The organism is Paenibacillus nuruki (genome assembly GCF_963311185.1).
GTDB lineage: Bacteria > Bacillota > Bacilli > Paenibacillales > Paenibacillaceae > Saccharibacillus > Saccharibacillus nuruki.
This window is the reverse complement of sequence record NZ_OY725677.1, coordinates 4,752,562-4,775,920: the sequence shown is the minus strand read 5'-3', so window position 1 is coordinate 4,775,920 and position 23,359 is coordinate 4,752,562. Positions and strand designations below refer to the sequence as shown.

At 40.6% G+C, this 23,359-nt stretch carries 16 protein-coding genes; 2 read left to right on the top strand and 14 right to left on the bottom strand.

Features of this window, described 5'->3' with window-relative positions; translation table 11 throughout:
- Positions 1-270: 270 nt before the first annotated feature.
- The 6 genes from RCP16_RS21190 to RCP16_RS21165 all read right to left on the bottom strand — a co-directional run bounded on the left by RCP16_RS21190 (position 271) and on the right by RCP16_RS21165 (position 8,934).
- Positions 271-1,941 (bottom strand): ABC1 kinase family protein, encoded by a 1,671-nt coding sequence (locus RCP16_RS21190; protein WP_069327745.1) that lies wholly within the window; start codon positions 1,939-1,941, stop codon positions 271-273.
- 1 nt (position 1,942) lies between these two features.
- Complete coding sequence (locus RCP16_RS21185) at positions 1,943-2,263, bottom strand: phasin family protein (protein WP_069327744.1); 321 nt, start codon at positions 2,261-2,263, stop codon at positions 1,943-1,945.
- Between the two features lie 238 nt (positions 2,264-2,501).
- Entirely contained in the window at positions 2,502-3,236 is a 735-nt protein-coding gene (locus tag RCP16_RS21180; protein WP_308641276.1) for a ThuA domain-containing protein, read from the bottom strand.
- A 114-nt stretch (positions 3,237-3,350) separates the two neighbouring features.
- The gene (locus RCP16_RS21175) at positions 3,351-4,106 is read right to left on the bottom strand and encodes an NAD-dependent epimerase/dehydratase family protein (protein ID WP_308641275.1); all 756 of its coding nucleotides are present in this window, start codon (positions 4,104-4,106) and stop codon (positions 3,351-3,353) included.
- Positions 4,107-4,202: 96 nt separating this feature from the next.
- Entirely contained in the window at positions 4,203-6,026 is a 1,824-nt protein-coding gene (locus RCP16_RS21170; RefSeq protein WP_308641274.1) for an eCIS core domain-containing protein, read from the bottom strand.
- A gap of 85 nt (positions 6,027-6,111) precedes the next feature.
- Entirely contained in the window at positions 6,112-8,934 is a 2,823-nt protein-coding gene (locus tag RCP16_RS21165; protein WP_308641273.1) for a HAMP domain-containing protein, read from the bottom strand.
- A 195-nt stretch (positions 8,935-9,129) separates the two neighbouring features.
- Here RCP16_RS21165 and RCP16_RS21160 point away from each other — a divergent pair, with 195 nt between their 5' ends.
- Together RCP16_RS21160 and RCP16_RS21155 are read left to right on the top strand one after the other, a co-directional pair.
- The gene (locus RCP16_RS21160; RefSeq protein ID WP_308641272.1) at positions 9,130-9,519 is read left to right on the top strand and encodes a DUF4280 domain-containing protein; all 390 of its coding nucleotides are present in this window, start codon (positions 9,130-9,132) and stop codon (positions 9,517-9,519) included.
- 16 nt (positions 9,520-9,535) lie between these two features.
- Entirely contained in the window at positions 9,536-11,056 is a 1,521-nt protein-coding gene (locus tag RCP16_RS21155) for an MORN repeat-containing protein (RefSeq protein WP_308641271.1), read from the top strand.
- Between the two features lie 134 nt (positions 11,057-11,190).
- On the opposite strand, the gene RCP16_RS21150 is transcribed toward RCP16_RS21155, so the two are convergent.
- The 8 genes from RCP16_RS21150 to RCP16_RS21115 form a co-directional block, all read right to left on the bottom strand.
- Entirely contained in the window at positions 11,191-12,735 is a 1,545-nt protein-coding gene (locus RCP16_RS21150) for a hypothetical protein (protein ID WP_308641270.1), read from the bottom strand.
- A 29-nt stretch (positions 12,736-12,764) separates the two neighbouring features.
- A complete protein-coding gene (locus RCP16_RS21145; RefSeq protein ID WP_308641269.1) occupies positions 12,765-14,897 on the bottom strand; it encodes a phage tail protein in 2,133 nt (710 codons plus the stop codon).
- A gap of 49 nt (positions 14,898-14,946) precedes the next feature.
- Positions 14,947-17,163: a putative baseplate assembly protein gene (locus RCP16_RS21140; RefSeq protein WP_308641268.1), complete on the bottom strand. Its 2,217-nt coding sequence runs from the start codon at positions 17,161-17,163 to the stop codon at positions 14,947-14,949.
- Between the two features lie 33 nt (positions 17,164-17,196).
- The gene (locus tag RCP16_RS21135; RefSeq protein ID WP_308641267.1) at positions 17,197-20,421 is read right to left on the bottom strand and encodes a putative baseplate assembly protein; all 3,225 of its coding nucleotides are present in this window, start codon (positions 20,419-20,421) and stop codon (positions 17,197-17,199) included.
- A gap of 36 nt (positions 20,422-20,457) precedes the next feature.
- Positions 20,458-20,859 (bottom strand): GPW/gp25 family protein, encoded by a 402-nt coding sequence (locus RCP16_RS21130; RefSeq protein WP_308641266.1) that lies wholly within the window; start codon positions 20,857-20,859, stop codon positions 20,458-20,460.
- Positions 20,860-20,934: 75 nt separating this feature from the next.
- Positions 20,935-21,654 (bottom strand): phage baseplate assembly protein V, encoded by a 720-nt coding sequence (locus RCP16_RS21125; protein WP_308641265.1) that lies wholly within the window; start codon positions 21,652-21,654, stop codon positions 20,935-20,937.
- The gene (locus RCP16_RS21120) at positions 21,651-22,745 is read right to left on the bottom strand and encodes a phage late control D family protein (protein WP_308641264.1); all 1,095 of its coding nucleotides are present in this window, start codon (positions 22,743-22,745) and stop codon (positions 21,651-21,653) included. Before RCP16_RS21120 ends, RCP16_RS21125 begins: the two co-directional genes overlap by 4 nt.
- Entirely contained in the window at positions 22,746-23,345 is a 600-nt protein-coding gene (locus RCP16_RS21115; RefSeq protein WP_308641263.1) for a CIS tube protein, read from the bottom strand. It lies immediately after the preceding gene.
- Positions 23,346-23,359: the final 14 nt, after the last annotated feature.

Below are 23,359 nucleotides of genomic sequence, written 5' to 3'. Positions count from 1 at the left end.
TCGAAGACAGTAGTCATTATGATATTAAATGTAATACATAGATTGCTTTCCTCTCGCGGGAAAACAGGAGCCGTAGGTACAGATAGATTTTTATTATACAAAATTTTCTCTATAAAACCTACATCTTTTTTCGTCTATGTAAGCGCAAAAATCACCGCTATTCATCGTTATCGTTAGTATTTCTCTTTATCTTCTATTAATAAGCTAAAAATAAAAAAAGAATAAAACGCAAAAAGAACGACTCTTTTTATCAAAGAGTCGTTCTTTTTGCTAAAATCGACCTGATTTGAAAATAGCATAGAATAGCCATATAACCATCAGTGTAGCAATTACAAAACCAATCTCAACGACTGGGAAACCCCATAGAATCGGTGTCTGGTCTCGTAACGATGAACCGACGATAAGACCGACCATAATAATACTAAAAGCCAGCAAAACAATACTGAATGCCAGTCGATTACTGATTTGATCCATTTTTTGCATCATATCTTTGACTTCAGGCACACTCACTTCTATCCTCATCTTACCTGTACGGATCATGCGAGATAATTCAGAAGCTTGTCTTGGCAGATCGGTTAACATTTCTACTGCATGTAATGCCCCGTCAGTGATACGTTGGCGAACTTTGTTAGGTGCATATTTTTCTCGCAAAAGTTTGCGTCCAAAAGGCTCTGCCATACTCAAAATACTGAGCGATGGATCTAACCGCTCAATTACACCTTCCAGTGTAATCAGTGATTTACCCAACAACGTCAAATCTGGTGGAATTCCGATTCGGTAACGACGTACCACATCAAACATTTCATTTAATGCACTACCTAGATTAATACGGGAAAAAGGAACATCATAATACTGCTCTCGCATACGTTCAAAATCGCTACGTAGCGCAGACATATTCACATCTTCTGGCACAAAACCGAGTCGCATCACCGCACGAATCATACTATCTGTATTTTTACGTAGCAAAGCAATAATTAATGCGGTCAGATGACCTTTCATTTCACTGCTAAGTCGTCCCATCAGTCCAAAATCAAGAAAAGCAATCCGTCCATCACGCAAAGCGAGTAGATTCCCCGGATGCGGATCGGCATGGAAAAAACCATCGATAAAAATCTGTTGCAACATCGAATCGACCAGATGTTGCGCCACATTTCCCAAGTCTAATCCTTGCTCTAAAATCTCTTCTCGCTTACCCAAAGCAATCCCATCGATATATTCCATCGTCAATACACGAGCAGACGTATAATTCCAGTACGTGACCGGAATATGAATATTGCGATCCCGTTCAAACTGACTGGCGATACGCTCCATATTACGTCCTTCAACACTGTAATCCAGTTCTTCACGCATCGATTTGGCAAATTCTTCAACGATTTCTTCCAGTTGATATTGTGAAGCCCATTCCATATGCTTTTTGATCAATCCTGTCAGGTCACGCAAAATCTCCAAATCTCGATTAACGACTCGTGATACGCCGGGACGCTGTACTTTGATCGCTACTTTTTCTCCTGAATGTAAAGTGCCTAAATGCACCTGTCCAATAGAAGCAGCAGCTACAGGCACATCTTCAAACGACTCAAAGACTTCTTCGATCGGTAATCCCAATTCTAGCTCGATAATCTTACGTGCTTCTGTTGCAGGAAATGGAGGGACTTGTTCTTGTAACTTGGTTAATTCTTTAACAATATTTTCAGGCAATAGATCAGAACGTGTACTGGCTAATTGCCCTAGCTTTACAAAGGTGGGACCTAATTCTTCAAGCACCAGACGGATACGTTCTCCTAGCGTACGAATACCGTGTACTTCACGACGTGCCAGTCGAAGCGGAATCGCTAGCATCTGGTGTAGCCCTAATTCCTCGACCATATAACCAAAGCCATGACGCATGAGCGCCATGGCTATTTCTCTGTACCTTCCGGCATGCCGGATATGAAGAGCCATCTTATTCCGGTTGTTGCGGTGATTCCAGTTCGGCAACACGCTTCTCTAGAACCGTAATCCGCTCATTCAATTGTTCTGTTGTTTCTTTGGACGGTACTTCCAGTTCAGTCAGCACTTTCTGAACTTGTCCACGAATCCATGTTTTCACTTGGTTCTGTTCTTCTTCTCCACGATCCATTAACTTGTTCACTAATGCACGAGATTCAGAAGGAGCCAATTCTCCACGTTTCACCAAATCTTCTACTGTTTTTTCTACTTTTTCTTTGCTGACAATGGTAAGTCCCAGCCCTAAAGATACTGCTCGTTTGAATAAATCGCTCATTTTCATTCCTCCTGTTGTATACTTCCATCTATCTATGCTAAGTATCCTTTTACCTAACAGAAGCCCTGCACATTGCCATAGTCCGGTTACTTGTTCATTACCGACTCATGGCAACATGCCCATGTCTTGTCGATCTATTATAAGTATAACGTCTAAAAGCAGATATGCCTAATTTCTGTACATGCAAGATGATTCCCAAAGCGATCTATATCCTCTACGTATCTGTACATCATTTCTACTATTTTTCATTGTCCAGACCTGCGACCCAAAACATACTTTGCACTACGATTTTGCGATACTCGGGATAGTCGAACGAAGCTGCATGATGTCCTGGCATAAGATACACAACCCGTCCTAATACGTAATTAGAACACCATGCGGCTGGCCATGTGGTACCTTCCAAATTATATTCCATTAATATCGTACGCTCTGCCGCAGGTAATAATGAAAATTCATAAGGTTCTTCTTCCATCGAAAAAGAAGAAATTCCCTGCATAATCGGGTGACTTGGTGACGATACGCTCATATCCAGTGGCTGGTAATCGGTATGTCCACGATAAACAGCTCCCATAAGTAACTTTATTTCGTGACGCTGTTCTTGCATGGATACCCCTGCATGAATAATCAGCAATCCGCCTCCATTGACAATATATGAAATAATGCCGGCAGTATGCTTGTCACTCATCTTTTTGTCAAAAGAATCGGTATACGAAATGCACAGGTCATAAGCTTCTAGACGTTCCGCTGTAAACATATCATAGTCATCGGTTACATGTAATTCCCAGCCTTCAGGCATCAGCTTACGAATCTCTTTTTCAATCGGTTCCAGTGGATGATAAGGTGCATCTTGATGATAATCCCCAATTAAAATAGCTTGTTTGATGTAAGTTTTGCGATCCGGTTGTAATTTTATAAGACAAGTAATCTCCTTTACATAGAGTGTTGACCGAAAATTCCGCTCTCTATGTTCCATTACCCTTTTCTTGCAACAATTCGACAAATAGATAAGCTTTATTTCAAATTTTATTCATATAAGATAAGAGAAAATAGAAGTCTATTAGCGATGATGGGTAGAAAAAGTAGGTATTTATCTTGGACTATCGTATAGCGAAATGTGACTAAGAGCAAAAGCATCCGATTTAGGCGTATAGCCTACTTTCTTTTTCGTATCTTCTAAATTGAGACGCTTAAATCGATTATCTGAAATCCCATGCAGAATCGTAAACGGTTCAAGATCCGTAGCTATAATCGATTTATAAAATAGATCACACATATCTGCCGGGCTGAGATACGCACTCATATCACGCGCTTCTAGTGTTGGTCCTTCTTCCTTGAAATCATCATACGCGCCAATACGAATCGCTATACTCTGTAGCCCTTCGGTATATGCAAAATATGAAGCTAACGATTCTCCAAAGCACTTGCTCACACCATACAAATTACGTGGTCTTGTTGGCATATCAGGATAAATTTGAGCATCGATTGGATACCCTTCTATCGTCTGTGCACTGCTTGCTAAAATCACTCGCTGTACACCTTGATCTTGGGCAGCACGAAAAATATTAAACGTTCCTTTGATATTATTATCTAACAACGATTCGTAAAATCCTGCATCTGGCAAAGGATCTCCTGCTAAATGGATGACGGTATCGATTCCTTTGCATGCTTGCTGGCAAACTTCTGGATCAGCAACGTTGAGAGTGATGATTTCATGCTTGGTATGCTCATACGTCTGTAATCGATCGATATGCAGATCAGCCAGACGTAGTTGGAATTTATCTTGTAAATACGCGGTCAGTTCACTTCCAATTTTGCCAGCCGCTCCGGTAATGAGGATATTCATAATTCAGCTCCGATTCTTAGTAAAGGTTATATTTCTTTTCTAATTATAGTAATTATCTGCTAGAACATATAGATAGATCAAATTAAGGTTTATCGATTAAACTTTAATTTTTTCACGACTAGTCTTTAGTTGTTCTTCTAATTTAGAAACTTCTATTTTTGATATACTACTTGAACCGTCCAGAGGTCTAAATACTGCTTGTCCAAAAACATTCGGATTCTTTTTGCCTTCCTTAGGAACAATCTGCCATTCGATACAAATAAACTCTACTTTATGTTTTGCTAGAGCATGTTGACCTTGAATCGAATATTTGACTTGTAATTCTTTGAGATCATGAGAATATTGTGCAACTAGAGCTGCTAAATATTTAATATTAGCTTCAAAAGGCATCATATGCGTATTGACATCACGGTTACCTACTACAAGATTAGAACCGTTTGTTACACCACCTAGCGATGCTGCCCGAACATGTAACCATTCCCATTTACTACTGTTCCAATCTGGTATTTTCGATAGTAGAGCATAACCTGAAGCATTTGTAGCAGCCATTGCAACATATTGGCCTTCTGCACGAGGTTTAGCAACAGGTGTATCTTTCAATGGTGGTGGAGTATGTTCAGCTTGAAGCGAATTTACTGACTTCTCATATGCAGCCAAATCTTTTAATCTAATCTCTTCAGATGTAGAAGATAAATAAGGTTTACCTTTTACAATAGCAGTACTAGCAGATTCTACTACTTTTTTATTTCCAGCTTTTTTATATATAGATTTAACATCTTTACCATCAATACTTATATCTTTTGTATACGTGTCGTCAGCATTAAAACCATCTTCTTCTAGTTGACTTGTAGCAATAGCATGTGCACGTCCTTTTGCACTAAATCCTCCTTTAACTCTTGGGAATATTTGTTTTAGTTTTGTATATAATTTGTTATTTGCTTTGATAATCTCATTAATTCGCAAGGCTTCTTTATAACTAGCCTCTTTATTTTCTTGTCTAATTAATTCAGCTAATTGAGTACAATGTTTATCTAAAAGCGTTATATTTAATTTTATATTGTTTTTGTATTCTTCTAACAATTCAATATCTTCATTGATAGACGTAGCATCCTCATCACTTTCTAATGTGTCTGTAATCGATTCAATTTCCAAATCTATATCTACTGCATCAATCAGCCATGAAAGAGGATCATGACTTTCCATCGCACCAATGTAATAATATTTGTTTTCTGGTGCATCTATCGTTTGCTCATCTTCTCTAGAAAACCGCTGTACAACTAAATTAAAAGGTTGCTCATTTAATATATATTCATGCGAAGGCCGATCAGACATTTTTACCTTTGCTGCCTGATTTCCCATTTCTGTCGCTTCTCGTTCCAGACCTTCATTATCATTCACAGGTAATCCTTGCATCAACTGCATTGTTGGTTGAACGCGTCCTTGTTTTTGTTGCACGACATGCCATGCTTCATGAGGAAGATGCTGTTCTTGTCCGGGAGCTAGATGAATATCGGTTCCTTGCGCATAGGCGAGCGCATTGATCTGGGCAGGTGCAGACGAATTGCGATGGACGCGTACATCAGACATATCTAAGCCAGACATACTTTCAATACCTTGCTTGAGCGAGTCAGACATACCTGTCTCATTAGGAGCTAGAGCAGGTTCTTCTACCCGCTGGACTACAGTTTCATTCTTTACGATAAGTTCATTCGATAATGACTTCATCTGTTGAATGATTGCTTGATTCCCCATCGTCTGTTGCATCTGCATGAGCTGAAGAGGGGACAGGTTCGACACTGCTGTATCAGGAGATAACGCTAACGGAATAGACTGACGGGTTGAATGAACTTTCACGGTAGGAGCTTGAGTATAAGACTTAGAATCCTTGCTCAATGAATCGTTAGATTTGGATGAATGCATTGTAATTCCTCCTTGTGTTTAACCTGAAATATACTATTATTCCACTGCTCCCCAACACTACTATCCTCATACGATAGTTCACACATCAGCCTACAGTTCCTACCATTTTCAACTGTCCATGCCAGCCTTCATCTGCACCTCGACTGTAGTATTCATCACTCAGATAAAAGTATAATTTGGCGGCCTCGTCTTTGCTATTTTGCCGAATAATCTGGAGAAACGAAGAACGAGCTTCCAAAAATCGTCCATCCCGGAAATAAGTTAGTCCTTGGTCGAACGTTTCTAGTGTTCTTGCTTTCAAACGGCGTTGGTCTTTAGCATCACCGTCGTATACTTCATATAGACGCATTGTATGTTCATCTACACCGGGCTGGATTTCTCCCAGATCACGAATACCATAATGATTCTTTTGTTCGAGTGCTTCATAGACTTCAGCTGTAATTAAGATACTAACTCCTAATTGCTGACTTAATCGTTCTAATTCAAATACAGTATTTACATCTTCGGAAATAACCGCATTTGCCATTCGTTCTTCTTCACCCACTACACCTAGTAATAAATTCCCACGATGAATAACAATACCTACATCCAGAGTACGACCTCCATCTGCTAATTGTTCTAGATTATATTCGTTCAAGCGTCCTCGAATCGATAAAGCCGCTTCCATTGCATCTTCTGTCCATCTGGGAAAAAGGCTAAATAGACTGGCATCTGCATAATCGTTAATAATCCCTCCGGCATGACGAATACGAGGGCCTGCACTGCCAAGAAAGAGGTTGATGAGATCAAAGATTTCGGTCGTTTCCATCCCTTTGGTATGCTGGTAAAAGGAACGAATACTGCATATCATCATACACATTTCTTTTTCCACTTGATTACCAAGCGCTACCTCAGTCATATCTTTTTTGCCGAGAAAATCGAGAAAGGGCTTCGGTACAAAGCGATAATATGAATGACTGAGCAATTGGATACTACTGATATATTGTTCAATCTGAGATGCCATCGTATTGAATTGATCTCCAAGTTCGTTGATCTCATCGCGTACACCTCCGATATGAACTCTTGTCCCCCAATGACCTGCCGCCATTTCAGCTGCACTGGCTCGTAACTTACGAATAGAAGACATAATAAACATCGTTAATCCTGAAAATAAAATAGCCGTGATCGGTGCAGATACCATAATTAACTTGAACATTTGATTGTACAGCAGGTCTGTTTTGGCATGTAGACTTTCGGCGGATACTCCAATTTCGTGCATACCTATTATATTACGATTCTGATCATAAATAGGGCCCACCGCTTCTAACCATGCTCCATCTCGATCAATGTCTTCGGTATAGATCGTTTCCCCTTGTATTACTTTTTGATAGGAATCCGTAAGCGTCACTGGATAAAATGGCCCCACAGGATCACCATAGTCTGTCAAAATATACATTTTGCCATCTCGGTAAGCATATAACTCACTATAGTATTCTTTCATGTTTGTATTGGTCGTTCCTGATAAGATACGTTCATTTTGAGCACTCATCGCTAAATACGTCTGGCTTTTAAAATCTTGAGGCCCCTGAAGAGCTTGCATCTCCGTAATGGGAAGCTGATCTGCACTCAGATAAATAGCTAAATTAAGCTTTTCCTGAATCTGATTCTGTAAGTCTTCTGTAATTCGCTCTGTCACTTTACTGGAAAAATAATTAAGTAAAATCGTTAAAACAATCATAAACGCAAGCAACTGCTTAATGAGAATAGATACTTTGCGATTCATAAAATGAATATAAATATGTCTCACAATCAATACAAACGAAATCATAATCATTAATGCACATAATCTTAAAGCCCATAGTTTTAATATCATGTATGCAGACATCTGTGGTTGATAGATAATTCGTAAATTGTCTCCATTTTCTTTCACCTGAATAACCGAATCGACAGCTCCAATCGTTACAGTTCCATCTTTTCCTATACCCATACTACTAATATTGTTAAGAATCGTCTCATGCCCTAATGTCTTCAATCGAGATTCATCTAACCAGACAACCGGTTTATCCTGCTTGGTATTCGTATGATTCACTGCAAAGCGAACAATTTGCTGTCGACTGATATCTGCTACATATAATTGCTGAGTAGAAGATACCCCGATGCGATAAGGATATTTACCACTACCACTACTTTGAGGTAAAGGGGTGATATCAGAAGTGACTTTAGCCGCATGATTGGGAATACCGGCTTGATAGACAGCTCCGCTTTTACTTGTAAAGTAAATATGACCGGATTGCCAGCCTGTTACATTTTGGATACCGATCGTTTGAGGGATTTTGATCTGAAGGATATCTATCGTTGTGTTGCTTTTGAGCTCTAGCTGACGTAAGAGTAGTCCTTCATCATTCATTTCATAGAAGTATAGACTATCGCCCGAAATGGTAAGAGAAGTTAATTGACCTGCTGTGTGTTCTAAAGGAGGATCGTAGTTACGAGTATATAAGGGCTCACCTTCTGGCTTACCGTTAGCGTTATAACGAATAATATCTTCGGACTGCAAAAAGACCCGATTACGCGAAAAATGACTACGAGACACATACATATTTCCTTGTTCATCGATTGTAATTTTACGCAACTGAGTAAATTCTTGCTCGTCTCGTAACAAGATGTTGCGCTTCAACCAATTATCATGCGCATCAATAATGAGATCAATGTCTCCATTTGAATTCCATTGCAAAATACGTTGCTGTTTGTCGAGTACATAGGTTCTACCTTCTTGATCGGTAACAACACTATTGATATTTTCGAGGTTCACTTTATTTGAAAACAAAGGCAGTTCTAGCAGATGCATATACGTATAGGTAATTAAAGTACTTGTTAAAAGGATTACACATAACCCTGTAAGTACAAGCCATCTGCGGATAGGATTCATCCTTATACCACTCCTATGAACGAAATAACCTCATTAAACGTTAATTCATCTGCTAACTTCTTGTTGCCGATGTTCACCTATTCATAGTACCATAGAAAAAGGAAAATTTTACATCTATAGGTGTTTGTTTTCACTTTCCACTTTGATTATCATTTCATTCCTATTTACTACTATTTTTTTGAAGGAGGTAGCCTTTTGAGTCTAGGTGTCTGTCATGGAGCAACCCTACAATGTTCATTTGGTATTGCTCCTTCTGTATTGAGCATTCTTCCTACTAATGCTGTACTGGCAAGTTCTATGCCCATGGCTACCATTATGGATAATAAGCCTATACTAAATATTGCACCTTTTGCAATGTGTACCTCTCCTAGCAATCCTCAAGTCGCTGCTGCGACAGCTGCTGCATTAGGCGTTCTTACACCTATGCCTTGTATGCCCGTCATCTCAGTTCCGTGGTCTCCCGGTTCTCCTACTGTACAAATGGCTAATATGCCTGCTCTCAGTAACAATTCCAAATGTTTATGCAATTGGGGTGGAATAATCTCTATTATTCAACCTGCTCAAACAACTGTTATGATTCCGTAAATAGGAGGATGACCTAGTGGAACTCTCTTTTGAGCCTGTCAAAAAATGGACGAAAGACACAGCAAGTAAAGCTGGTGAGTGGGTAAAAGGCGCTTGGGTTAGTGATCCACGTAGTATTCGCCAATACACCAAGATTGGTCATTATTTTGTAAGTAAAAAATGGCTTATTGCTACGATTGTGCTACTGATTGTATTAATTATAGTGTTAATCTTCTTCCCTTATAGCCGATTTGGACGCTGGCAAGACCTTTATGAAAATACCAACAAAGCTCAAACATTTACAGGTAATGCACAATTGTATGATAATCCTAAAAACAAAGAATTGCTGTATCGTGGAGGTTTTGTAGATGGGCAATATCATGGTGATGGCAAGATTTTTTTAGATCAAAAAGTTATCTATGATGGACAATTCGTCAAAGGGCAAAAACAAGGAACAGGCAGTCAGTATAATGATCAAGGAAAGCTCGTTTACCAAGGGCAATTTGCAGAAGGACGATATAGCGGTCAAGGAATTCAGTATCATGATGACGGCAGTATTGAATATGAAGGTACGTTTATTAACCAATTACGTGATGGAACAGGTAAATTGTATAATGATCGTTCTCTTCTGATCTATGAAGGGCAATTTAGCAATAACGTATTCAGTGGTACAGGAACTAAATACGATAATAATGGCAAAATGGTCTATACCGGTGCTTTTCAAAATGGATTGTACGATGGAGCAGGTGTCGATTATAACGCTGACGGTGTAGCTTTGTATAAAGGTGCTTTTGCGCTTGGGAAGCGTCAGGGACAAGGTACATTGTATACGCCTCAAGGAATCACTTTATACGAAGGTGAGTTTTTTAAAGGTCAGTACAATGGACAAGGAAAGCTTAATAACTCGCAAGGTGAAGCTCTGTATGAAGGGCAATTTCGCAATCATGCCTTCGACGGTATCGGTACATTGTACGGCAAAGACAAGTTGATTCGGTATAAAGGTTTTTTTGCTCAAGGTCAAATTGATCCCAAGCAATTTCTCGGGCTTTCTCGTAAAGAAGTACAAAATATAGTAGGTGATCCAACAACTGTACGTCCTATTGTAAATACTTCAAAAGCACCTGATCCTAGTCAAGCCAATACTCCACCTGTAACACCTGCTGTAGGAACCTTACCTCCTGTTGTATCTACAGATGTGTATCCAGTCACTACAGATAGTGCATCGCCTACAGCGCCAGTGACGCCCGAAGGATTAATACCTGCTTATCTTGATTATCCTGATTTACATTTAATTTTTCAGATCGGTGTCAAAGGAACCGATGCAACCGTCTCTGCGGTCACACTGAATGATCCGGATATGGCAATGGTGCTCTATGAGAATAATGTAGATGAAGCCAATCGCAAACTTACTGATGATGAACGAGCCGAAAATGTAAGCAAAAAGTCATTTTATTTTATAGAAGATGATACGATTTATGGCTTCCATTTTGGCGAAAAGCAAAAAGAACAAGAAGGTCTACAAAGTGCTGATGTTACGCAAGTTCCGGCAAAACCGTAAATTTTACGTCTAAGTCGTTCTTTTTCTATATTTTATAGCGTGCCTACATGGTCTAAGCCTGCATACAGCGTATATTTCGCATCTAGCAGGCTTTTGAGCTTGTTTAAACCCTACTGTATGCTTCCCTTTAGACTTCAGACTTCAACCGCTTTGACTGCCCACCACTGGATACGAAGCGTAGCAGGTCCTGAAGGAACAAATACTTTAGCTCCTATCCGAAATGTACCTTTTTCAGGATATTGAACCGTACCTAACTTTACTTGTGGCAAAGAAGATTCATATGGCGTATGATCAAATACATCTTGATTTCCCGCAAAAATTTTACCCGCTTCTTCTTCCCACAATCCAACGGTTAAATACACACTTCCAGCTCCCAGACCATGCTCAATCTCCTCAGAAACGGCATTTTCACCTTTGGAAAAAAGGACATTATGTGTTTTACTACCTGACAAAGAGAGTTCAATCATGCCAGAACGAACCTGCTGCGTATTCTGTTCACTTGTAGGCTGTTGTTGCAAAAGTAACGATATCTCATCCTCATCTGCATACGGTTCAATTGCGGGTGCATCAGGTTCAAACGTTGGAAGAGGGGTCGTACTCGCTTGCACAACAGATTGATCTTCTGATTCACTCATTCCTGCTAGCAAGCCAAGACGATATAGATCGGAAGTATTACGCACATAATCTCCAAAAGGAACAGGATCGACTTGATCAATTGAATAGGTAGATCGACTGCGAATCAGACTGATCTTGGCAAGACAGATCATGGCAGGGCGATCATCTAATGCGTCTTCAAGTGAACGTTCGCTATAATCCTGCCATATCTTCTGATCAGGTTGCTCTATCACGTCAATAGGGAATTTGATTTCTTCTCGAATCGAAATCGCTTGTCCATCTACTCGAATAGTTGCATCTACAATCCGAATGATCGCTTGATTTCCATTTTGGCGAGCGATAAACTGACTGTCGATTCGATACTCTTTGCGTGTTGTATTGCCGGAATCATTGTATGTTAAACGATCGCTCCCACTTTGAAGTTGTACCCCATCCATTTCAAGCTTACAATCGAGAATCACCTGCGCTTCCACATTGGTTTTGACTACATAGATATGCAGATCAAATGGAATTCCTGCTTGAGCATATTTAGGGCCTTTCATAAACATTTTGACACGCTCATCTTGATAAAAGTTAACGCGTTGTTCTTTTAATTGCATCGTTCCGTATTGTTCAAATTCTGCTGGATTCTCTTTCAAAATCAATTGATACACTTCCTGTACACGATTATGCTCGCTAAGATCGCCTATACTTTCGTTGTTGCGTTCCAACGTATGTACAGGTTCACGACCTCGTTCACTATAAGCTAGACAAAGATATAACTCCCGATTAGAGTCATTTTGGGCAAATCCATCAATCAATGACAATCGAGTGGTAATTGGTGCAGGAACAATGATTTCTCGGCCTAGATTGTCTAAGGCTGCCCCCGATTGAATCGATATGGTGTGAAAATCAATTTTGTCTACTTTCAAGCCTGTAATAATACCTGAACCGAACAGCAAGCGATTCATTAATCTACGCTTATCCATAACATAATTTTGTTCAGCTTCAAAATCCCGTACCGTTAGCAATTTGCCATAAAAATAACGATTACGCTCAAACGGATAGTATCTTGAGTTCTGCATCACCACGCGCTCCTTTGTTGGGTCATTCATTAATGATTAAGTTGGACTGCATTGTCTAATCGAAATGGAAATGTAGCTACAGATTGTTCTTCACCATCGGTTAGTACGGTATCATAGGAGACGACAGATTGATCGTCAATCGCTAATCGGGATGGAGCAGCTAGAATCGAATTTATTTCTAGATACGTATGCCCGCCTAGTCTGATTCTGGGTTCCAGTATAATCAGTTCTGCTTCCGTCATCGCAGGTTGATCACGAGTAATCATTCGCTGAAGCATTTCTTTTTGTTGTGTAGACGTTATACTATGGGGCGGAAGCACAACCAGAAAGTGATAAGGCATATCTTGATATAGTGGCAATAATGCTTGTTCCCAATCAGGATCATGTAATAAATGTTTATATTGAAAATGTTCTAAAATATATGGCGTATACCCACTCAATAACTTCACCATTTGTTGCATAGCTTGCCTGGTTCCTCGAATCTGATATAGCTTGGGAGCAAGTTGAATATACGATCGCAATCGTTCATCTGACCAGCTATCATCTGCTACAATATCCAACCACCCTGCCAGCCAACGTAAAAATTCACCCTCCGCTTGTTCAGGATCAAACACAGCCGAAATGCCAGCAATCTGCTGATGATGTTGCCTCAAAAAATGTCCGAATAATGAAATGAATCGTTCGAGAAAAGAATCTGCCTCTCCTTCTTGATAAATAGAAGGTAGATAGGAAAGTAACGAAGAACGCGGATAAAATAATTGCAACTGCGTTATCAATGGCGACTGACTTCCATTACCTTGAAGTTCTATCGCTATCCATAAATAACGACCTTTGGCTGCTATAAAAAAAGCATTGTGTGGATTAGGCGGTAAGGCTGTCCATTGCTCCTGTACATACTTTAATTTAGCTTGCTCGGGCACTTGTTCGCTTCGTAACCAATCATCAAGATCATACGATTGACTTTGCCAAAGAAGGGGCTTGTGATCGGACGCAAAGTAACGAATAATCACTCTCGTCTCTGCGGGAATCTGCCCTTCCAGTATCATATTGTGCCAGACTGTAGCTTCGTCCCCACTGTCTGCTGAAGGCAAAATAAGTGTGCCTCGTGGAAGTCCACCATATTCTGGAGCTGTGCGTGTATTTCTTTTCTTTTCCAAAATTGTAACCGTTACATCTTGCTGATTGTAGATAAGAATCTGACGGTGATGCCCGTAGAACATCTTATCCAGTCTGCCACTATAACCTGCAACTCGCTCAATCACTCCATGTGTTGAGATCGCTAACAGAAACGGATTATTGGCACTATTCGGCGTACCCCAGTAATAAGCTCCTACATATAACGTTCCATCGGTGTCTGCCAAAATATGACCTGTCATCCCAAACTCAGGAATAGAAAAACCTGTGAATTCACCTTTTAGATCTAATTTCCAAATTGTACGTGTCTGAAATTCGGACATATACATGATTCCACCAGCTACTGCAATTTGCCAGCTATCACTTGATGTAGATGATGTTAAAGAAGGATTAATACCATCTGTTCGTTGTTCCCAGCGTTCAGGTAAAGGTAGTACCTTTTGTAATATTCCTCGCTGATTATAGCTGTGGATCTCATAGTGATAGGCATGAACTACAGGTATATCTGACAGCAAGCTTTCCTCTGAAGTGACGCTTTTGAAATGCCGAACCAGTTGAAACAGATGCTGTTGTTCGTCATGAGTCCATGCGAGTACTTCGATGGGTTGTCCCTCTACATCTTTGTTACTTTCTATGCTCCATAGCTGTTGCCCGTTACGAGTAGCATAGGCTGCCATAATCAATCCTTTTCCTTTTCGTTGCACGATCATCCAATGATCTGATTGTCCTAACAACTCCGCATCAGGACGGAACATTTGGTGTCCAGCAGGGAATAAAGGTTCTACTGATTGAGTAGCAGGATCTAATAAAAATAAGGAACCTTGTGTATCTAATAAGTACAATTTGCCTTGTCCATCGGATGCCAAATCTGCAATAGGAATATGGAGAGGAATAAAAAAATGTCCGTCTATATTGTATTTTAGTTCTTTTTGCAAATGAACACCGGCATCACTGATCTGTACATTGATAGATGTTCCTGCTTCCCAATCTGCACGTTTATTCAGTGAGAGATGAGGGATTCTTAACATCGATTTCCTCTCCTTTCCTTTTTCTAGCACAAGCTGTTTTGTAAACGTATTAGCGAACTTCACTCGATATAAATAGTTCGATTCGATAGTCTCCACCTGCTGCAAGTCCATTAGGAGGAATGCTGATATTACCACTTTCATCACGCTTTGTTCCTGTGCCTTCTACATTAATCCATAGATCCTGCACATAGATCACACCGGGTACATGAGACAATAAGTTATGCAATTGACTGCTACGAATACTTTTGCCAAATTCACCTTGTTGACGTAACGGATCAAAATATTTTTCTAATATATCGCTAAATAATGCGGTTTGATTTTTGCAATACGGTTCCACTACTAGCTGTGCTTGGACATTCACTGTGATATACTGCGGGCCAATAATATGCAGTTGTGTGCCGAGTAGACGATGTTGCTCCATATGTTGTCTGACCGCTTGCAGATAAGCAGGGCTTGGTTCCGGTTTTCCTTTGCCATAAGGAACAACAACTAATGTCATTTGACCGGCTGCTTTGCGAGTCGGGTAGTCTGCGAGTCCGCTCACATACAGAGGAAGCGCTTTGACACTTGCTACACGTAGACCGGGAGTACGTAACGCAATCTGCTCATAATCTGAAGCTGTCACTGCACGATTCACCTGTTGCAAATCAGAAGATAATCTTCGCTTCGCTTGTTCTAATGTCTCTGCATCTTGTCCTCCGTAGCCATGCCTATAGTTTGTTGCTTGTAGATGAGGAGATAACGCTGGATGATGATTCAGCATCAACGCATTACTTTTAATATTGCCACGTTCTCCTCCACCCGATGTATAAGCAATTAAACAGATATTATTTACAGTGGCAGGGGCGGGAATCATCCCTTTCTCGTTGTCACCGAAGCGAATTTCACCATTATATTCATCATATTGAAAATGACGATCTTCTGAACCTGAACGGTCTAGATCATCTACTTGTTGCCAGTGATGCCAGACCATTTCTTTCGATAAGGGATCGATAGCACCCACCTGAATTCGAATATGAGCAAGTTTCTCTTCAGGAGAGGCAACACGATAATGTTGGACAGGCATTCCATTGCTTTGACCGATATAACGGCGTTCTCGAAAAGAGGGTTCCCATGCAATACACATGATTTTGCGTTTGCCCGCTGGAGGAATCTTTCCCGTATTTCCATTTCCAAAGCACATACGTACATGTCCATCTGCTGTTCTTTGGAGTACATAACAACGTTCTTCAGCTTGAGCATTATGAAGTTCATCAATAACATGCCAGAGATGCCAACCAGTCTGTTCACGAATCCGTACTTCAAGTTCACCTTCTTGTGCTAAACGATGGAGCCATTGGATTTGAATCCATTCTGATCCATCGCTATCAAAACGTTCTAACGCCACAGCTGTATTGCCTTCTACCGCTTGAATCGTATTCAGTAATAAATGTTTGAGTACGGGTGCGGTCTCATAGCCAGATTGACGTAAGACACAACGTATCCAGTACCGCGATTTTTCTACTGCTGGATATACTGCATGAGCAACCATTGGTGCTGTTAATTGAAAATGCAGACTGCCATCGAACGTCAGTTCACGCGTATGATCGGTTGTAATCATCAATGGTTGCCATCCATGCTCACCGTCACTCCATGCTGCAAAATAAGACCATTCTAATTGAACAGGTGGCTTTATATGCATCTGATCTTGTCGTACAGCATTTCGCAAAAATTGTTCTTCTTCGACAATATCAAATGTGAGATGAAGAGGTAACTCCGAAGGGAGCGCAGAATCAAGCCCGATATAAAAGCGACTATCTTGCTTGGCTTCACTACCGAACAAATAAAATTCAGGAGAATGTACGCCTTCCCATGCATACATCGTCGAGTCAGATCCTTCTTGCACCACTACCCGCTCAATCTTTTGTGGTAATAAATAAAGACTGTGTGTCGTCTCAAATGTTACTCGATCGGCTGTTAAGACTGTCCCTTGCGGTAACCATTCAGACTGCCCTACTTCTGAGACTTGAATCTCTGCTTGGGCTTGTCTGGTCGCTTGAGGAGTAATCCCTAACAATTCAAGAAATTTTAATTCATTGCGTGCGGTAACGCGATTGATATAGTACTGCTGGGCTTCAGTAACATAAGCAAATAATTCGATCAATGTCATGCCAGGATCATGCGTATTCTCATCTGTCCAGTCAGGATGAAGGCGGTGGATTGACTGTCTGGCACGATCTAGAATCTGTTTATACGTACGGTCATCCAAATTCAGATTAGGTAACATGACATCCTCCTTGATCTAGGTGCTCCACTTATTTTATTTATTCCAATCGGTACGCACGCTCAAATTATGTTTTCCACCGTGCACAACACTGTGGGCAATCATCGATGCTTGTTGTGCTGTTAATTCTTTGCGCTGATCTGAAGTCTGTTGAAAGATCTCTATCGTTAACTTATTGACGTATTTAACCCCGGAAACGGATTGTAATAACGGGTAAAATACAGATGGTTGCGGTTGTTCTCCAATATCCCAGCCGTTGCTATCATGCTGACCTGTAATTGCATTTAGAAATCGATCCAATCTGCTCACACATTCTTCTTCGACTGGAACCAAATCTTCCATACTGTGCACATACACTTCTGCGGTCACATCAATTTCAAGGTAAACCGGTTCTATAATAAATAAGGATTCTGGAAAAATCATCGCCGACATCCGTGGAATCAAGTGCTGACGAACTCGTTTGCGTAACTCTGGAAAATAACGTCGACCCCAATCGTCATCTTTGACCATAATCACAAGTGTAATACTCCCTGCTTCCTGGGCTAAATAGGCATTCTGACCAGAAAAGCATTTCACTTTGGCAACGTGAGCATCTGCTTCATAAGCAAGTGATTCATAATCTTCTTTAGTCACTGCACGATCCCGATGTCTTAATTGTGCGGGCCCACGTTGTACTGCTTCTATCGTCTGCTCACGATCATGTCCTCCATAAGCAGGCAAAGGATTCCATACTTTATCGATAAAAGCCTTGGCATAACGTAAACGGTTGATCTGATGCTGATCGACATTGCCTAGATGACCGGCTGATAAACGATAATTTACTTTGATTCGTCCTGTACCTACGGTTGTAGGCACTCGACCATAGCGACCATTCCCAAAATAAATTTCACCCTGTGTACGATCAATGCGATAGTGACGATCTAATGCTCCAGAACCTTGGAGACTCACAACAGCTGTCCATTTGCGCCAGACTTGCTGAGAACCATCAGGTAACGAGAGACTTTGGATATCCTCTGGAGCTTCTTGTCTAAGACGAAGCCATTCGCTATGTTCTTGCAAATGAGTCTCATTTACCCATACTTCTTCAGCGTGTACAGGTGTACGTAATAATCGAAAAGAGACTCCATCAGTGCCTTGCGTAACATCAGGCTTCTCCTCGGTTATACTTTGTTGTTGAATCGCGGGCACAGTGTTCCAATGAATACTTTTCACCACTGGATACGGTGTATTCTTTTGTCCGAATCGACGTTGACGATCCACTAGACGAATCCAATATCCCTGTTGTCCAAACCGGGAGTAGACTCCAAAATCGTCTGGAGCAGACCATTGTATTCCTCCACTAACGGTTAGTCCCTCGGTAAAATCATAGACTTCTAATGCTACCCACCCCTGACGACCTTGATGGTCTTGCCAGTATTCCCAATCGACAGCTACAGGATCACTATTCATAAGTTCAGTCAGCGGTTCTAATTCTAGATACATATGAAGTGGCCCACCTGAAGGGGCTTGATCAAATACGATATAACAAGCAGGCTCAGCACTATCTAATGCTTCAAACGGATAAAATGAAGCTGTACTTGCACGATTCCAGCTTTTACTTTCGCCATGATTAGCAGCGATAAATTGCTCAATAGGAAAAGATTCACGATAGCTATATTGAAGCTTTAATTGCTGTATCCACGGAGTACGGTAAATAGCATAAGGAGCATAAGCATTATCAAGTTCGATAATCCGAGCACGAATCCAGTGTCCTTCAAGTCCATTTACCATCGTCGAAACAAGATCAATAGGGCATTCAAATTCCCATTTCTGTTCGTGTATATCTTCAGGTTGACCATCCCATTCAATAGAAGATGACTCTTTAGATACAGTTGAATCTTGTCCACGTTCACTTCGTGTAGACATCCTTTTTTTTGGTGCGCGAAATTGATAATCCATCTCACGTGCTGTACCTGTTAGACGCACCCATGCTTGACCGTTCCAATACTCCCAGATCACTCGTTCAATACAAGCATAGACCGCGTGACGTGTATCAAATTCAGAAGCACGCATAACCGGTCGCCAGCGTGGTTCAATATCAGGTTCAGGAACTGCCCTTTGATTAACAAATCCACTTTGATAACGAAGTGTAATCCAACTGCCTGTCTTACTAAAAACTTCTGTCGATTCCATATAAAAACAACCGTATGTATAAAATAATTTGCCAAATGGATAAAATTGTTCCTGTTCCAGTTCTTGATCATCCAAAAATAAGCGCGCAGGTGCAATACCAATCTCGTCTATCCGTTGCCCGATACCTAATAATGGTTGCATCACGGGTTTGACTGTGACACGATTCAACCGTACAGTCGATAACCATTGACGATCTTTTTGCTGTGCCGCAGATGAATGATTGGGTTCTAACGGACGTACCATTCGGCAACGAATCCATATTTGCTCGTTTCCTTCAATAGAACAGCGTTCTAGGCGATGCCCCGCCGCTTTACTCAGACGTATTTTCCCTTTGACTGCTTGTACATGGTCAAATACTTTCCACTTCCCTTCTGACCAGTAAGTCCATTCGACATACGTAGAATCTGCTAGTAGCTGACACCAATCTGAAGCCATATAAGCGGGTTCCACCCAAGGTATCCATTCAATTCGAGTAGCTCCTTCCAAATGATCCAATATAGGATGAGCGGTATATAAGATATGCTCTTGAATATTCTGTTCACTATTACTTGTATCAAATAAACGATAAGACGCAGTCAAATCTTCTTTTGTTTTGGAGTCTTTGATCATCAGCGATGAACCGATTGGAATAATACGATCATCCTGACCATCCACTTGATAAATGCCAATCATTTGAGTAGGTGTCACTAACATCGAAGATGTCGTTTCAAAAGGAACTTCTTGCCCTTCTGATTCTGCTAATACAGGTGTACGTGCTGGAATCCATACAGGTTGTGTTGATCCTTTACTTAATTGAAAAGTTAGGCATGCAGAAGCCGCTCGCGAATGAATCGGTTCAACACCAATCAAATTGAGAAAAGAGAGATAGTTATTTAGAGGTGCTTGATTCAGACGTTTAATATTTTCAAGCAACATATCTGCAAAAATATAAAAAAGAGCTGTGCCTGCATCTGGATCGTCCGGTGTAAATCGCCACTCCGGCGTATAAAAAGGAACTAACTCGCTCATCTCACGCACCAAGTCAGAAAGCTCTCGTGAATCAATCACTGGCGAAGCTAGATTGCTAATCTGTTCCCATGATAACGTCATCTCTTTCCCTCCTTTTAAGATCAATGATGTATGCGGTTAACCTGTACCTTCATAGATATAAAATGGATAAACTTGATTTGTTACATGATTTGTAGAACGCTCTCGATATTCGACTTCCAATTGAACTAACCCATTTTCCTGTTGATCAGATAGAGCAGTGACTCTTACATCGGTTACTCTGGGTTCCCAGCGTTCAATAGCATCTTTGACACTACTTGCCATTAGATGAAGAGTGGTCACATCAATCGAATCAAATTGATAACGACGAATCCGGCATCCGTAATCAGGATTCATCACTCGCTCCCCCGGTGATGTGCGAATCAGAATGCGAATAGCTTCACGAATATCATCGCCATACTCGGACAGTTGAATTCTACCGGTAGCAGTATCGACTTGGATCGGAAATGACCACCCTCTGCCTAGAAAATCACGATTCATCGGCTATCTCCTCCTGTGTTTAATATGAGTAAATTCAACGCTTTTAATTCGAGTTCGATCATATTCAAATAGAATTTAATTAACTTTAACGAGTGAACCTTTGATCGATACCAATGCATCCGATTTGATCGTCAAGGGGCCCGAAGATTTGAGATCAAGTGTTCCTTTGGCTTCTAAAGAAATCTGAGCTGAACGAATACTGACAGATTTATTACTCGTGAGTGTGATATCTCCTTGATCATTAAGCGTAATTTGGGTTTCTCCGCTCACGATCGTCACTGCACCGGATGCGCCTCCAGCTAATTTAATTTTATGTTTGGCATCGGCATCCGTAAATTCTACGGTATTGTTACCATCATCCATCGCAATCTGATGCCCTTTCGCACTTTTGAATGTCATTTTACCTTTATCTTGAGCTTCATCAAAAATAATCTCGTGTCCACCTGTTGTCTTTATTTTTTTTTGATTATTCTCGTCTTCCATAGGTTCAGGTACAGCTAATTTGCTCCATAACAATCCAATCACATAAGGACGCGTAATATCTCCTAAATGAAAAGCAACCAGTACTTCATCATCCACTTCAGGAATAAATAAACTTCCTCTTGAACTACCTGCCATCGAACTTGCTACTCGTACCCAATCCGTCTCAAAGTCGCCGTGATGCATCTCTAGCATTAGCTTCACACGAGCGAGCTTTTCTGGATCTGTATTGTTTGTCACTTTGCCAATCGTCACACCAGAGATGCGTGTATCTTGCCGTCGACGTGAATCATAATAGGAATCTGGAAAAATCATATCGCATTCCCCTTTGTTTCAAATTGAATGATATATCCACTATCATCAATCATATGATTCACTTCACTGAGATAAGCAATACTACCTGCTCGCTTGCCCACGCCTGCAAATGCAATATAAAGACCGGCACGCAGATCAGGAATACCGATACATTCCCCGTAACCATCGATAAAATCCATGGAACGTGATTGCATCATACTGTCTGCGGCACTCTGTACATCTGTTTGTGACTCACCATCAATATCTATATACTCTTCATACGTACCGAGTGTAGCCGCAATTTGACTTCCTGTTTGTGTACCATTACCAATTTTGACGACCGTATAGCTAGACGAAGCGATCAACTGACGATTCAACTGATCCCAACTACGCACATTGACTCCACTTAATTGAGAAGAAATATTCATTTCTGTACGCAACGATATTAACCCTTGCCCCCATGTAAGTGTGATAAAAGGAGTTTTACGTTCGACCACTTTGCGAAAATAAACCGATTTCCCTACAATCAGTAATTGACGATTACTCCGCTGAGCCAATTCACGCAGAAATAGATAATCCGCTTGTTTATTTTGGTAAATATTTTCGATGATTGTATCAGTAGCATCAATAAATAATTGACTGGAATAAGAGGAAGCGATATCTTTTGCCACTTCACTATGCTTTTTCTTTTGCCATACTTTTTCGCTGTATGTCTTCATCATTAGAAATGTCATATCCATGCAACGAACAGTCATTAAAGGCTCGCCCTCACTTGGAAATTCATAAGCAACCGATACGACATAACCACTAAATACGGTCTTTAACTGATTACCATATCCCATATCAATCTCTATCGTCTGAGCTAGCTCGAAAGAAGATTCGTATGTAAATTCAGTCTGCTGAGAATCAAATCCCTCTTCGATCGTGAATGAAGCAGAATCTGCCATAGACTCTATTGTCGTTTGCACATTCAATTGCCGAATCGGTAAAGTATCGGTATCGAATGTTTTCCCTCCACATGTAATTTTGAATTGTGGAGCTAGAAATTCATCATAACTTTTATACAGTGTGTCGTAATCTGTAGGAGAATCAGGCAATGTAATGATCCCCATCTACTTTTTCCCCGGTACGTTTAACATCACATTAGTCATATCTTGCAAAGGATCATCAATATTACTTGCTTCTGCTATCGGTCGCCACTGCGTAGGATCATTGTATTGCTTATTTGCCGCCTCGCTTAACGATTCTCCTTGTCCAGCTACGACTTGTCCGGTGGCTTGGGTTGAACTACTTGTCGATGCTGTTGACTCATCACGCTGATCAAAGGTAACACCTACTCTAGCCCGTAAAGGAATACCATTTTCCATAAAAAGCGTGAATTTTTGGGATTTGATTTCCATATATCCTTCATATTGAAATGTTCCCCAGGCAAACGTATATTTACGTGGACGCTTTTTCTGAGTATCTTCTTGTAGCAAACCATTTAATTTATTAATGTAGATTCTCACATCTGTACCTTCCATCGATGTATCGAAAAAAAGTTCCATGGTCAGATTACCAGATACTTTAGGTAAATATTGATTAGGAGCACCATTTTGATCATCTGTCCAACCTACATTAGACTGTACAGAGTATTCAGTTGGATTAAACAGGACATGAACAGTTGATGACGAATCATCTTCAGGCACAATTCTTGCTTTTTCCAAAGCCATTACGGTCTCCTCCT

Bases quoted from the DNA above. Each gene is read 5' to 3' on its own strand.
- RCP16_RS21145 (WP_308641269.1), bottom strand. From the start codon at position 14,897: ATGTTAAGAATCCCTCATCTCTCACTGAATAAACGTGCAGATTGGGAA.
- RCP16_RS21135 (WP_308641267.1), bottom strand. From the start codon at position 20,421: ATGACGTTATCATGGGAACAGATTAGCAATCTAGCTTCGCCAGTGATT.
- RCP16_RS21165 (WP_308641273.1), bottom strand. From the start codon at position 8,934: ATGAATCCTATCCGCAGATGGCTTGTACTTACAGGGTTATGTGTAATC.
- RCP16_RS21125 (WP_308641265.1), bottom strand. From the start codon at position 21,654: ATGATTTTTCCAGATTCCTATTATGATTCACGTCGACGGCAAGATACA.
- RCP16_RS21140 (WP_308641268.1), bottom strand. From the start codon at position 17,163: ATGTTACCTAATCTGAATTTGGATGACCGTACGTATAAACAGATTCTA.
- RCP16_RS21170 (WP_308641274.1), bottom strand. From the start codon at position 6,026: ATGCATTCATCCAAATCTAACGATTCATTGAGCAAGGATTCTAAGTCT.
- RCP16_RS21180 (WP_308641276.1), bottom strand. From the start codon at position 3,236: ATGGAACATAGAGAGCGGAATTTTCGGTCAACACTCTATGTAAAGGAG.
- RCP16_RS21190 (WP_069327745.1), bottom strand. From the start codon at position 1,941: ATGGCTCTTCATATCCGGCATGCCGGAAGGTACAGAGAAATAGCCATG.
- RCP16_RS21120 (WP_308641264.1), bottom strand. From the start codon at position 22,745: ATGGGGATCATTACATTGCCTGATTCTCCTACAGATTACGACACACTG.
- RCP16_RS21115 (WP_308641263.1), bottom strand. From the start codon at position 23,345: ATGGCTTTGGAAAAAGCAAGAATTGTGCCTGAAGATGATTCGTCATCA.
- RCP16_RS21150 (WP_308641270.1), bottom strand. From the start codon at position 12,735: ATGCAGAACTCAAGATACTATCCGTTTGAGCGTAATCGTTATTTTTAT.
- RCP16_RS21175 (WP_308641275.1), bottom strand. From the start codon at position 4,106: ATGAATATCCTCATTACCGGAGCGGCTGGCAAAATTGGAAGTGAACTG.
- RCP16_RS21130 (WP_308641266.1), bottom strand. From the start codon at position 20,859: ATGAATCGTGATTTTCTAGGCAGAGGGTGGTCATTTCCGATCCAAGTC.
- RCP16_RS21185 (WP_069327744.1), bottom strand. From the start codon at position 2,263: ATGAGCGATTTATTCAAACGAGCAGTATCTTTAGGGCTGGGACTTACC.